The 12502-nt window shown below is 50.4% G+C and carries 13 protein-coding genes and 1 rRNA gene; all 14 read right to left on the bottom strand.

Features of this window, described 5'->3' with window-relative positions:
- Positions 1–104 (bottom strand): 16S ribosomal RNA (locus tag PAEVO_RS33060); the annotation flags it as partial.
- 376 nt (positions 105–480) lie between these two features.
- Positions 481–1017 carry a hypothetical protein gene (locus PAEVO_RS33065; RefSeq protein WP_100541626.1) on the bottom strand — a complete coding sequence of 179 codons (537 nt, stop codon included), beginning with the start codon at positions 1015–1017 and terminating at the stop codon, positions 481–483.
- A gap of 152 nt (positions 1018–1169) precedes the next feature.
- Positions 1170–2681 (bottom strand): lysine--tRNA ligase, encoded by a 1512-nt coding sequence (lysS, locus tag PAEVO_RS33070; RefSeq protein ID WP_100541627.1) that lies wholly within the window; start codon positions 2679–2681, stop codon positions 1170–1172.
- A 226-nt stretch (positions 2682–2907) separates the two neighbouring features.
- The gene (greA, locus tag PAEVO_RS33075; RefSeq protein WP_009591919.1) at positions 2908–3384 is read right to left on the bottom strand and encodes a transcription elongation factor GreA; all 477 of its coding nucleotides are present in this window, start codon (positions 3382–3384) and stop codon (positions 2908–2910) included.
- 210 nt (positions 3385–3594) lie between these two features.
- The gene (gene dusB / locus PAEVO_RS33080; RefSeq protein WP_100541628.1) at positions 3595–4626 is read right to left on the bottom strand and encodes a tRNA dihydrouridine synthase DusB; all 1032 of its coding nucleotides are present in this window, start codon (positions 4624–4626) and stop codon (positions 3595–3597) included.
- 212 nt (positions 4627–4838) lie between these two features.
- Positions 4839–5045: a helix-turn-helix domain-containing protein gene (locus PAEVO_RS33085; RefSeq protein WP_076326682.1), complete on the bottom strand. Its 207-nt coding sequence runs from the start codon at positions 5043–5045 to the stop codon at positions 4839–4841.
- Positions 4997–5545 (bottom strand): 2-amino-4-hydroxy-6-hydroxymethyldihydropteridine diphosphokinase, encoded by a 549-nt coding sequence (gene folK / locus PAEVO_RS33090; RefSeq protein ID WP_100541629.1) that lies wholly within the window; start codon positions 5543–5545, stop codon positions 4997–4999. Before folK ends, PAEVO_RS33085 begins: the two co-directional genes overlap by 49 nt.
- A gap of 7 nt (positions 5546–5552) precedes the next feature.
- Entirely contained in the window at positions 5553–5915 is a 363-nt protein-coding gene (gene folB / locus PAEVO_RS33095) for a dihydroneopterin aldolase (protein ID WP_006207454.1), read from the bottom strand.
- 37 nt (positions 5916–5952) lie between these two features.
- The gene (gene folP / locus PAEVO_RS33100; RefSeq protein WP_100541630.1) at positions 5953–6813 is read right to left on the bottom strand and encodes a dihydropteroate synthase; all 861 of its coding nucleotides are present in this window, start codon (positions 6811–6813) and stop codon (positions 5953–5955) included.
- The gene (locus PAEVO_RS33105) at positions 6810–7697 is read right to left on the bottom strand and encodes an aminotransferase class IV (protein WP_100541631.1); all 888 of its coding nucleotides are present in this window, start codon (positions 7695–7697) and stop codon (positions 6810–6812) included. The genes folP and PAEVO_RS33105 overlap by 4 nt, the downstream gene beginning before the upstream one ends.
- The gene (gene pabA / locus PAEVO_RS33110; RefSeq protein ID WP_100541632.1) at positions 7694–8275 is read right to left on the bottom strand and encodes an aminodeoxychorismate/anthranilate synthase component II; all 582 of its coding nucleotides are present in this window, start codon (positions 8273–8275) and stop codon (positions 7694–7696) included. The genes PAEVO_RS33105 and pabA overlap by 4 nt, the downstream gene beginning before the upstream one ends.
- A 1-nt stretch (position 8276) precedes the next feature.
- The gene (locus PAEVO_RS33115; RefSeq protein ID WP_100541633.1) at positions 8277–9941 is read right to left on the bottom strand and encodes an anthranilate synthase component I family protein; all 1665 of its coding nucleotides are present in this window, start codon (positions 9939–9941) and stop codon (positions 8277–8279) included.
- A gap of 262 nt (positions 9942–10203) precedes the next feature.
- The gene (gene cysK / locus PAEVO_RS33120) at positions 10204–11139 is read right to left on the bottom strand and encodes a cysteine synthase A (protein WP_071221062.1); all 936 of its coding nucleotides are present in this window, start codon (positions 11137–11139) and stop codon (positions 10204–10206) included.
- 421 nt (positions 11140–11560) lie between these two features.
- Positions 11561–12496 carry a peptidylprolyl isomerase gene (locus tag PAEVO_RS33125; protein ID WP_100541634.1) on the bottom strand — a complete coding sequence of 312 codons (936 nt, stop codon included), beginning with the start codon at positions 12494–12496 and terminating at the stop codon, positions 11561–11563.
- Positions 12497–12502 lie beyond the last annotated feature (6 nt).

Raw genomic sequence — 12502 nt, forward strand, 5'->3', positions numbered from 1 at the left:
CGCTAACCTTCAGGAGTGCAAGCACTCCATCAAGTCCGCTCGACTTGCATGTATTAGGCACGCCGCCAGCGTTCGTCCTGAGCCAGGATCAAACTCTCCAATAAAGTTTGACTTGCTCATTTCTTAAACTGACGAGAATTTGTTCAATTCTCTATTTCAACGTCCCACCAAAGTGGTTCGTTTTACTCACTCGTTGTTCAGTTTTCAAAGATCAACTTCTTCGTTTGTTGCCAACAGTTTATCTCGTTAGCAACTCTTATATCTTATCACATCGGCTCGATCATTGCAAGCTTTTTTTGAATTTATTTTTCAAATTCATTTCGGCTTGTTATCTCAAGCGTTTGTTTCGACCGTATTTCTTGGCCGGAAATATAATATACCATGGCATTCGCCAATATGCAACCCTTTTGAGTTAATTAGTAATAAGGTAAAATAATACATTCACTTGCTTACTATATACTAGATATTCATTGCCTCCATTTATCCCGCCTGCTTCTTAGGCCAGAAGGTATAGCTGAAGCTATATATGAAATCAATTCCCAGGATCACTGCCCATTGTAAAGCCATTGCCTTTAGCTGCTCCGTTCGTGCCGGTTCCCCAACCACAAGAATCATAACGCCAAGTAATATAGCTCCTATCACCCACGCCAACACATGGCGATACCATCCCTGGCGCTCACGCTTGGCGCGAGCTGCTCCATATTTCGGCGCCGATCCCGGTTTTTCGCCACCTGCAAATCGGTGAGCAAACCGTGCGTCCGCCCATTGGATCATCTGATGCCCAAAAGCAATCGTCACCCCGATATATACAGCCGCCAGCCCATGCATGAATCCGGCTTCCGCCCCGCCACGGAGATCTATAATGGTTACGGCTATCAATAATAAGTCGATGATCGGCGTACACAGCAGCAGTATTCCGCCCGTTCTTTTCATGCCGAGCAGATACCTTACGCTTAACCCAGCTAGAACAAATACCCAGAATAAAATTTCACATCCAATAATAAAAGCTCCAATCATTACGCCAGCCCCTTTTTAATACAAGTGTACCAAATAAATTTATCATAGCTTTCTTCTCTAAACAAGAGGCAATCGAGAAGCCCATGCAAAAAAGGCAGCCGACTATAGAGATCTATAGTCAACTGCCTCTTCAACCATCAATGGAGCAAATTCTATTCCTTATTACGCATATGTGGGAACAGCAAGACATCGCGAATGGACGGGGAATTCGTAAGAAGCATGATCAAACGATCGATCCCGATACCAAGTCCGCCTGTTGGCGGCATACCGTACTCCAGCGCACGCAAGAAATCCTCATCCATCTCGTGCGCTTCGTCATTGCCCTGTTCCTTTTCCTTCATCTGCGCTTCAAAACGCTGACGCTGGTCGATCGGATCATTGAGCTCCGAGAACGCGTTCGCGTGCTCACGCGCCACGATAAACAGCTCAAAGCGATCCGTGAACCGCGGATCCACGTCGTTCTTCTTCGCAAGCGGCGAAATTTCAACCGGATGACCGGTTATGAACGTTGGCTGAATCAGCGTCTCTTCAACAAACTGCTCAAAGAACGCGTTCAAGATGTGGCCGAATGTCATATGCGGCTCTACCGGAACTTTATGTTCTTTTGCAAGGCGATGCGCTTCCTCGTTGGACATTTCCACACTAAAGTCAACGCCGACCACTTCTTTTACGGCATCAACCATGGATACACGACGCCATTGTGGCGTCAGGTCAACCTCGTGCCCTTGATACGAAATCACTTGTGTACCCAGCACCTCTTGGGCAATATGGGCGATCATATTCTCGGTCAGTGCCATAATATCTTTATAGTCTGCATAGGCTTCATAAAGCTCAATCATCGTGAACTCCGGATTATGACGGGTAGAGATTCCTTCATTCCGGTATACGCGGCCAATCTCGTACACTTTTTCCAGGCCGCCCACGATCAGGCGCTTCAGGTGAAGCTCAATCGCGATCCGCATATACAGCTCCATATCCAGCGCATTATGATGCGTAATGAACGGACGTGCCGCCGCACCACCAGCGATCGAATGCAAAGTCGGGGTTTCCACTTCAAGATAGCCTTGGGAATCCAGGTAACGGCGCATCGATTGGATAATACGGGAACGGGCAATGAAGGTCTTCTGCACATCGGGATTGATAATCAGGTCGACATAACGCTGACGGTAACGGAGTTCCACATCCTTCAAACCATGGAATTTCTCAGGGAGCGGATACAACGACTTCGAAAGAACCTCCAGCTCCTTCACCTTAATGGTGGTTTCACCGGTTTTGGTCTTGAACAAGACCCCTTTCACTCCGATGATGTCACCAAGATCAAGGATGCTGAATGCTTCATATTGCGCTTCTGCAATCGAATCCTGGCGAACATAGATCTGAATCCGGCCGCTCAAATCCTGAATATGAGCAAAAGAAGCCTTGCCCATGCCGCGTTTAGCCATAATCCGGCCGGCCAGGTTCACTTCCACCTGCTTCTCTTCCAGTTCTTCCTTGGAGAGCTCGTCGTACTGTTTCAGAATATCACCTGCGTGATGTTCTCTTTCGTATTTTCCGCCAAACGGATCGATGCCCAGCTTGCGAAGCTCGTCCAATTTATTGCGGCGAATTTGCAAAAGCTCACTTAACTCCTGTTCTTGTTCCTGGTTATTCATTTCTTCCGTCATCGTCATCCATCTCCTTCATTTCACTTCCATCATAAATCCCCAACAGCACAAGCGCCGCCACCCATTACATGATCCGGACAGCCCTTGAACAACTTGTACACATTCGGTTAGGACTTAACGGTAGGGCAGCCATTAAAAGACATACCATTCACCCATTAAGCCCTCAACACAGCCTTGCCTATTTAAAAAAGCCCCCCGAAGGAAGCTTTCTACACCACATTCCGACTTACTTCTTAATGTCTACAATTTTATATTGAATAACGCCCGCAGGAACGTTAACATCTACAACCGATCCTTTTTGCTTGCCAATAATCGCTTTGCCGACAGGACTCTCGTTAGAGATCTTGTTGTTCAGCGGATCCGACTCAGCCGTACCTACAATGGTATATTCCATCGTGTCGCCGAATTCCAAATCCTCTACGATCACCGTGTTGCCCACACCGACGACATCGGTATTGATATCATCATTGTTGATGATGCGCGCATTGCGGAGCATTTTCTCCAGCGTGATAATCCGGCCTTCGATAAAGGCTTGCTCGTTCTTGGCGTCTTCATATTCGGAGTTTTCACTAATATCACCATAACCGATGGCAACTTTAATCCGCTCAGCCACTTCACGGCGTTTTACAGACTTTAGATTTTCAAGTTCGTCCTCCAGTTTCTTCAGACCGTCCTGGGTAAGAATGACTTCTTTATCGCTCATTAACCGATTCTCCTGTCATGTAAATAATTTAAACCACGGTATCAACATACTATATGCGAATTCTTGGGGATCAGAACTTCCCTCTGATGCCTGCTCAATTTCTTGAATTTATACTGAAAGATTATATGGGAACCATTTCAAAAAGTCAATGCGCGCAAAGGCTGTCACGAATGACGCATACACGCACCCGTTAACAGCCTGTACCCCAAATTATCCCATTGCCGCAGCGGCTTGAGGATATACACTTTTTGTCGATTCTTCTTGGGCCTCTTGATTGTTCACAAAGTTGTTCAGAAGGCTCACCATTTCGTCGCGCTTCGTTTCTTCCATAATAATATCTTTAATGCGGGCGGAGCCTTTCAGCCCTTTCAAATACCAGGAAAGATGCTTGCGCATTTCCCGTACCGCAACCGCTTCGCCGCGCAGAGCGATCAGCCGGTCCATATGCAAAATGGCAATCCGGATTTTCTCCTGCGGAGCCGGGTCCGGCAGCAGCTGGCCTGTCTTCAGATATTCCACGGTACGATACAGCATCCATGGGTTCCCCAGCGCTCCGCGGCCGATCATGACACCATCGCAGCCTGTTGTATCCAGCATCCGGCGAGCATCCTCCGGCGTCACCACATCGCCGTTACCGATAACCGGAATGGAGACGGCTTCTTTCACTTGGCGAATGATGTCCCAATCCGCGTGCCCGGTGTAGAGCTGCTCGCGCGTACGTCCGTGAACGCTGACCGCTTGACCGCCCGCGCGTTCGACAGCCTGTGCATTTTCGACAGCATAGATGTGATCGCTGTCCCAGCCTGTACGCATCTTCACCGTCACCGGTTTGTTCACGGCATCGACAACCGCCGCTACCATTTCATAGATTTTGTTCGAATCCAGAAGCCAGCGTGCACCTGCATCCACCTTCGTTACCTTCGGCGCAGGGCAGCCCATGTTAATGTCGATGATGTCGGCATTGGTCTGCTGATCGACAACTTTGGCCGCTTCCACCAGGGAGTCGCGGTCACCTCCAAAAATTTGCAGGCTCAACGGCTTCTCCCGCTCGTCAACGAACAGCATTTCCCGGGTGCGCTTGTTGCCGTGAACAATGGCCTTGCCGCTAACCATTTCAGCGCAAACCAATCCGGTACCGAATTCCTTAGCAATCAATCGGAAAGCGGGGTTGCACACGCCTGCCATAGGCGCCAGAACCACTTGGTTCTTCATCTCGATGTTTCCGATTTTCAATGCATCCATTTTATGTGTCACTCCTTTCTATTCTGATATTTATAGTCAAAAGATCCCGGTTCTCGTGCAAGGGATCCCTGAGTTTCAAACCAAACCATCATACTCATTCATCGTATTATCGTCCAGTCCGCAAAAATTACTTTCGCATCCAGATCATCTTCCTATATTAATGGCTAGGTTTGATAAAAAATAAACCTGCACCAGCTTCCTATTCAGAAGATCTAGCTCCGTTCCTTAAGCTCCTGCAATGTAATCTCCAGCACGTCTGCAATCTGAGCCAGCATCTGCTCCTCGGCACGGCGGTTCCCCCGCTCAATCGCACCAAGCACAGCCAAGGAAATACCGGTTCGCTCGGCGAGCTCTTGCTGGGTCAAACCCTTTAGTTTTCGGAAAGCGCGGATACGCTGCGCCAGCTGCTTGTTTTCCAAAGCTGTATTCCTTCCTTTCCTTCCAGGTTCTCAAGTGCTGTCTTGACCACATGGTACAGACCCGAAGGTTCAAACTCAAATACGATATCGGCCAGCGGTCTAAGAACGAAAGCCCGCTCCTGCATACGGGGATGCGGTAGAACCAGGTCCGGCGTATCCAGACGGCGTCCATCCATCCACAACAGGTCAAGGTCAACTGTCCGAGGTCCCCAGTGGATATGACGAACCCGTCCAAGCTGTTTCTCAATGCGCTGCATTTCGGCAAGCAGTTCATGAGGACTGAGCGATGTCGACACGGCTGCAGCCATATTAAGAAACATCGGTTGGTCCACATATCCGACCGGCTCGGTCTCATACAAGTTGGATACGCGCTCTACCGTAATCCCGGGTACTTCATCCAACCGTTCCAAAGCCTCCATCAGGTTACCTTCACGATCTCCCAAATTGGCCCCTAAAGCAATATAAGCCTCTGAACACTCAGAGGTGGCGTGTGAATTCATGATCGTCTCACTTCCTGGTCCGGTGCAGCTCAATGGTCACACCTTCAAAATGAATGTCAAAAGGCGGGTGCGGCTTCGTCAATCGGACCGTTAAAGCATCGATAATAGTATAAGTGTCCAATACCTTAGATGCAATATGCTCCGCTAAAGCTTCAATCAGGCGGAACGACTCCGTCCGCATAATATCCAGCAAGAGATCATGAATCTCGGCATAATTTACCGTTAACGTCAGGTCGTCCGTCTTCGCGGCTTTGCTCAAATCCATCTCCAGCTCAAGATCCACATAGAATCGTTGTCCCAGCTTGCGCTCTTCCTCAAACACACCATGATAGCCGTAGTATTCCATGCGGCTCAGTATCATTTTATCCATCTCTACTCCGCCCTTCCATCCTTTGTCCCGAAAAAAATTATATGCGTGTAAGCTCCATCGAAGCGTAAGTCATGGCATCACACATCTTCGCTGTCCGTTTCATATGCAACACGTCATGCACACGAACGATCTGGCAGCCTTGCGCAATCCCGTAAGCCACCGTGGCGGCCGTTCCCTCCAGCACATCTTGTGCCGGGGCGCCAAGTGCGGTCTGGATGAACCTTTTGCGGGAGGTGGCCAGCAGTACCGGAAACCCAAGCCCCACGAGCTGATCGAGGGATGCCATCACTTTCATGTTCTCGTCATAGTCCTTGGCAAACCCGATGCCCGGATCAAGCAAAATATGGCGATCCTGCACACCTGCAGCTCGAGCAATCTCGACACTTTCCAGCAAATCGCGCTTTACGTCCTCGATGAGATTGGTGTAATTCCGATCACGGCGATTGTGCATCAAAATCACGGGGCATCCAAGCTCTGCCGCTGTCTTGGGCATATCCGCGTCGTCTTTAAACCCCCAAATATCATTAATGATATGAGCTCCCGCTCCAATCGCCTGACGCGCAACTTCCGCTTTATACGTGTCAATCGACAACGGAATATGCGGCGCATGCCGGTGAATAGCTTCAATAACCGGGATAACGCGGGCGAGCTCCTCTGCGGCTCCAACCGGCTCGTGGCCTGGACGCGTCGATTCTCCGCCGATATCGATGATGTCGGCTCCCTCTTCTACCAGCTGAAGCGCGTGCTCAACCGCCCGGTCCGTGTCGTTATAACGACCTCCGTCCGAGAACGAATCCGGCGTCACATTCAATATACCCATAATGAGCGTGGATTGACCGAGCTTTAACACAGCATCCTTGCTCAGACGATATTCACGTTCGTAAATCGTTGTTTTCATGCCTTTTGCCCTGCTTTCCTTCTATATGCGCTCAGTAATGTACGGGTTATCGGACCGGCCAAACCTTGTCCAATAACAAGAGTCTCGCCTTCAGCTCCAATCAACGTCGTGACCGGAAGAATCTCCTGAACAGAGCCTGTCGTAAATATTTCATCCGCTCCGGTAAAGAACTCCCAGCTGTAACGGCCTTCTTCGGCTTCAATACCAAGATCGGCAGCCAATTCCAGCACCACGGCCCGGGTAATCCCCGGCAAAATGCCCGTGCCAATGTCAGGCGTATATAACCGATCCGCTTTGACAAAAAAAACATTGCTGACAATACCCTCTGCCACTTCCCCGGTCGCCGTTAGCATCAGCCCCTCTGTCGAACCATCCGAGTGGCTGGGATATCCTGCCAATTCCCGTTTTGCGAGTATATTGTTCATATAATGCAGAGATTTCAGCCGAACCGCTGATTCCGGAGTGTTCCGCGGAAGGGACAGCCGCCGCATGGCTCTGCCTTTCTCGTAAAGCATTTCATTTGCGGCCGGCAGCTCTTTGGCGAATAAAATCTCGGAAGGCTTCAGATAGTCCCCAGCAGGCAGACCGAGCAATCCCTCTCCTGCCGTTACGGTATACCGGATATAAGCATCCTGTAGGCCATTGGCCTCCATCAGTTCCGATATCCAGCGACTTATCCTATTGGCATCCGCCCTGTGGGCGATTCCGAGCTCCCGGCAGCTGTCCATGAGCCGGTTCAAGTGTCGCTCTATTAAAAAAGGCTTCCCCTCATAAGTACGGAAGGTCTCGAATAACCCCATCCCGTACAGAAGGCCGTGATCCATTACAGGTAAAACAGCCTCGGCAGCTTCAACGATGCCGCCGTTCATGCCAATATATTTCATGCTTCGGCGCCAGCTGTACGCTTCAGGAAATTGCGCAGCATCTGATGGCCATGATCCGTAATGATGGATTCCGGGTGGAACTGCACCCCTTCTACGGGATATTGTTTATGCCGAAGTCCCATGATTTCGCCCTCTTCTGTCCAGGCGGTAATCTCCAACTCATCCGGCAAGGTTTCCTTCTCAACGATCAGCGAGTGATAGCGCGTTGCGGTGAACGGAACCGGCAAGCCTTCGAAGACCGAGCCGCCCGTATGCTGGATCTCTGATGTTTTCCCGTGCATGAGGCGCTCCGCACGAATCACGTTGCCGCCAAAGGCTTGCCCGATCGCCTGATGGCCGAGGCAGACGCCGAAGATCGGAATCACACCCTTGAAATGCGAAATCACATCCAGGCTGATGCCGGCTTCATTCGGCGTGCACGGTCCCGGCGATATCAGGATGTGGTCCGGGGCCAACGCCTCGATGCCGGCGATGTCGATCTCATCATTCCGGTAAACCTTCACTTCCTCGCCGAGCTCACCCAAATATTGAACCAGGTTATACGTAAACGAATCATAATTGTCGATGACAAGTATCATGTTATTTCCCCCCTATATTCGCAGCCACCGCTGCCGCTTCTTCTTCACTGCACTTCAGTGCCGCTATCAAAGCTTTTGCCTTGTTATGGCACTCCCTGTATTCCCGGTAAGGATCGGAATCAATGACAATCCCCGCGCCCGTCTGAATATAGCCAACGCCATCCTTCACGGCGAGGGTCCGAATAATAATGTTAAGCTCCATATCACCATTATAATCGATCCAGCCCATGGAGCCGGTATAAGGCCCCCGTGTCACGGGCTCCAGCTCTTCGATGATCTCCATGGTCCGGATTTTGGGTGCGCCTGTAATGGTGCCGCCAGGGAACGCTGCCGCAATGACATCATACGCATGGTTCCCTTCTGCAATCCGTCCTTCCACTTGTGACACCAAATGCATCACGTGAGAGTATCTCTCGACGGTCATCAGCTCCGGAACATGAACCGTCCCGTATGCGGCAATGCGGCCAATATCATTACGCTCCAGATCGACCAGCATAATATGTTCCGCCCGTTCCTTCTCGCTGCCAAGCAGCTCCGTTTCCATTGCCGCGTCCTCTTCCGGATTGCTTCCCCGACGCCGGGTTCCCGCAATCGGCCGAGCAGACACGACATCGCCATCCAGCTTCACCAGCAATTCCGGCGAGCCGCTGGCCAAGCTGAAGCCCGGTGAAGATATATACCCCATATATGGCGACGGATTCAGGATACGCAGCCACTCATAAATATCGGCAGGTTCCGCATGCAGCTGCATATGCCGGCGCAGAGACAAATTGACCTGAAATACGTCGCCCTGTCGAATATATTCTTGGATCGAGAGAACCGCCTGCTCGAACGCTTCCTGCGAAAAATCAATCTCCAGCCGATCCCAGATCTCGACATTCGGCCCTGACAGCTCCTGCGCTTTCTTCCATCGTTCCTGCCGTACGCGCTCATCTTCGGGACTCGAGCCGTTCCCTGAGCCTGTTTCGAACATTTGATTCCATTGGGACCACATCGATTCAGCCTTTAGGACAGCCCCATCATATAACTCTTGCAATAACTTCTCTTGGTCGGTTGAACGTTCCGAGCCTTTGGATGCATCCATTGAATCCTCGAACGCCGTCACTTCTTCCGAATTTCCTCCGGTCCCGAATGCCCAAGGCAGAGGGACATGCACCGAGCAGTAGATGCTGTCATCTGTATGATCATAAATCCAGATTTCTTCCATGCGCATCCACATATAATCCGGGAACCCCGGTTCATCCTTGGCTATCGTGGGGAGCTGCTCAATCGATCGGATCACATCGTAGCTTAGGAAACCGACGCAGCCTCCGCGAAAGTCCGGCCACTCCGGTACACGGGGAGACCGCCATTCTTTCATCCACTGCTCTAACAGATGCAGCGGCTCTCCTGTCACCTGCGTTCGTAAATCGCCGGACAGCTCGATGATCTCGCCATGGCTCCCCTTCCCCTGCAGAATGGACACCGGCCGCAATCCAAGATACGTATAGCGTCCGCCCTTACCGCTCTCCAGCACAAAGGCATATGGCGATGCCGCATTCCATGCATGCCTCCATGACAGAGGTAAACCTCTTGTTGCTCCTTTATATTGAACCAGATAGGGAACGACGGACCAGCCCTCTTTAGCCCATGCCTGCCACTGGGCCAGCTCCACTCTTCTCTCCATGCCGATCCTCCCTTAATCATCAAAAGCCTTACTGTTGCCTGTCAGTATACTGTATCCCGCTTCTCTTGAAAACCCTAAATAGAAGCTCGTCCAACAATATTTTTTGGAGCGGTCATTCCGTGGATTCCCATAAAGCGTTATCTTAGAGAGTAGTATACACAAAAAGCCCTCAATGCTATAAAAACACATTGAGGGCTCCTTCCTTGTCACGTATTACCTCAACCAAATAGGTGAGAAAATGCGCGCATATTACGAAATCATCTTACTCGAAGTTATAAAGCGGCGTGCTCAGATAACGTTCTCCGTTACTTGGAATCACGGCTACCACCCGCTTGCCTTTACCAAGCTCTTTGGCAACCTTCAAAGCTGCATATACAGCCGCACCGGAGGAAATGCCGCCAAGAACGCCTTCTTCCTTCGCCACGCGGCGGGAAGTTTCAAAAGCATCGTCATTCTCAACATGAACGATTTCATCGTAGACTTCTTGATTCAAAATTTCGGGAATGAAGTTTGCGCCGATGCCCTGGATTTTGTGAGGGCCCGGTTTGCCTCCGGCAAGGATTGGCGATGCAGCAGGTTCAACCGCAATAACCTTAATGTTAGGGAATTGCTCTTTCAACACTTCGCCCGCACCTGTAATCGTTCCGCCTGTTCCGATACCAGCAACGAATGCATCCAGGGAACCACCGATGGATTCGATCGCTTCAACGATTTCCGGACCTGTCGTTTCACGGTGGATCTTCACGTTGGCTTGGTTCTTGAATTGCTCGGCCATAAAGAATCCGGCATTTTCCTGCAGAATTTCTTCTGCCTTCTTAACCGCGCCGTTCATTCCTTCCGATCCCGGTGTCAGTACCAGTTCCGCGCCATAGGCACGCAGCAGGTTGCGGCGCTCCAAGCTCATGGTTTCAGGCATAACGATAACCGCTTTGTAGCCTTTGGCAGCTGCCACCATAGCTAAACCAATGCCGGTATTACCGCTTGTTGCTTCAATAATAGTATCGCCCGGCTTCAAACGTCCGTCCTTCTCCGCTTCTTCCACAATGCTGATCGCGATCCGGTCTTTAACGCTTGCGCCCGGGTTCTGGTATTCCAGCTTCAGATAGATTTCTGCGCTATCCTCCGGTACGATCCGGTTCAAACGGACGAGTGGAGTTCCACCGATTAATTCTGTCACATTATTTACGACTTTTGCCATGAATGAAGCCCTCCTCTAAATATGAATCTGGATTAACTAGTCATAATGGTGTTATACATTCTAATGTCGAATCATTAAATTTGTAGTGTCTGGATGTTGAAAAAATGTGGAGCCATTATATAGACCCAAATTGTTGATTATTGAGGCTCCTAATATCCGAGTAAAAAGGTAGGTTTTTATACCTTCATCTTAACAACGTTACGAGTCATTGTCAATATCCCGCACCTCGAAAATCAACATTTCTAGGTGGTTTTTCCTGCGCCTCCCGAACGAGGAAAGACGAATTCGCCTCTAAGACTGCATACTCAGGTAATCATCATTCCCGGAAAATGGGATCCCTTGAATACTTTGGCACAAAAAAAGCTCCTGCAGCCGAGTCTTACACCGCCACAGCGAGCTTTCCCCTATGTTCTTCCTCTACTTACAGCGTGACCGTGCCCGCACTAATCCGTGCCTCATATTTCTCGCGAAGCTGACGCTCCAGTTCCGATAAGGACACCGACTGCTCCAGGGCCAGCTGCTTGCGAACGGCCTTGCGGACACTTTCCTCGCTAGGGGCCTGAGGTTCGATAATTTCCTTCACATATACAATGGCATAGGTGTCTGTGAGTGTGATCGGCCCCGCAATATCCCCGGGCTCAAGTGTTGAAGCTGCATCCAGCACTGCCGGGGGCAAAAAGGGATCATCCTCCTCGACCAAGCCGATCTGCCCGCCGTCTTCGCGAGTATACTCATCGAGAGATACCTGGGCTGCGAGATCCGCAAAAGCCTCTCCATTCTCCAGCCGATCCATGACCCGTTCCGCCTCATCTTTCGAAGCGACTTCGATTATGGATAAATTGAACTGCTTCTTGGGGCGAAATTGGTCTGGGTACTGTTCCAGATACGAATCGATCTGCTGCTCTTCGATGTGTACGTCGGAAGTCGCAATTTTTTCAAGCAGCAGCCGATACGTTGTCTCTGTCTTTAATTCACTCTCCGTAATGCCAAGCTGATTTTCCATTTCCGATAAGAAACGTTCCTTGGAACCGTAGCTGCGGCTCATGACTTCGATTTCCGCATCAACTTCCGCCGGCGTAACATCAATATCCTTCGCTTTGGCCTCCAGCGCTACGGCGTGCCGATTCAGCATAGTCATCAGCATTTCCCGGCCATAACGCTTCTTTAGCTCGTCAACCCACTCGTCTTCGGTAATCGCCCTGTCCTGGATGGATGCAACTGGTTGGGAGCCTTCTTTCCACGGTGGTGAAGCCTCTTGCGACAAATTCCCGGAAAACAGCATCCAGCCGCCCATACCCAATACGCATGCTGTCAAGACAATGACGGTCGCCCACAATCCCTTCTCTTGTCTCGTCATCACGGT

The sequence above is a fragment of the Paenibacillus sp. GM2FR genome (assembly GCF_002803325.1).
GTDB lineage: Bacteria > Bacillota > Bacilli > Paenibacillales > Paenibacillaceae > Paenibacillus_AQ > Paenibacillus_AQ lautus.

Excerpts from the sequence above, each read along its gene's own strand:
- PAEVO_RS33065 (WP_100541626.1), bottom strand. The coding sequence starts at position 1,017 with ATGATTGGAGCTTTTATTATTGGATGTGAAATTTTATTCTGGGTATTT.
- lysS (WP_100541627.1), bottom strand. The coding sequence starts at position 2,681 with ATGACGGAAGAAATGAATAACCAGGAACAAGAACAGGAGTTAAGTGAG.
- greA (WP_009591919.1), bottom strand. The coding sequence starts at position 3,384 with ATGAGCGATAAAGAAGTCATTCTTACCCAGGACGGTCTGAAGAAACTG.
- dusB (WP_100541628.1), bottom strand. The coding sequence starts at position 4,626 with ATGGATGCATTGAAAATCGGAAACATCGAGATGAAGAACCAAGTGGTT.
- folK (WP_100541629.1), bottom strand. The coding sequence starts at position 5,545 with ATGAATTCACACGCCACCTCTGAGTGTTCAGAGGCTTATATTGCTTTA.
- folB (WP_006207454.1), bottom strand. The coding sequence starts at position 5,915 with ATGGATAAAATGATACTGAGCCGCATGGAATACTACGGCTATCATGGT.
- folP (WP_100541630.1), bottom strand. The coding sequence starts at position 6,813 with ATGAAAACAACGATTTACGAACGTGAATATCGTCTGAGCAAGGATGCT.
- PAEVO_RS33105 (WP_100541631.1), bottom strand. The coding sequence starts at position 7,697 with ATGAAATATATTGGCATGAACGGCGGCATCGTTGAAGCTGCCGAGGCT.
- pabA (WP_100541632.1), bottom strand. The coding sequence starts at position 8,275 with ATGATACTTGTCATCGACAATTATGATTCGTTTACGTATAACCTGGTT.
- PAEVO_RS33115 (WP_100541633.1), bottom strand. The coding sequence starts at position 9,941 with ATGGAGAGAAGAGTGGAGCTGGCCCAGTGGCAGGCATGGGCTAAAGAG.
- cysK (WP_071221062.1), bottom strand. The coding sequence starts at position 11,139 with ATGGCAAAAGTCGTAAATAATGTGACAGAATTAATCGGTGGAACTCCA.
- PAEVO_RS33125 (WP_100541634.1), bottom strand. The coding sequence starts at position 12,496 with ATGACGAGACAAGAGAAGGGATTGTGGGCGACCGTCATTGTCTTGACA.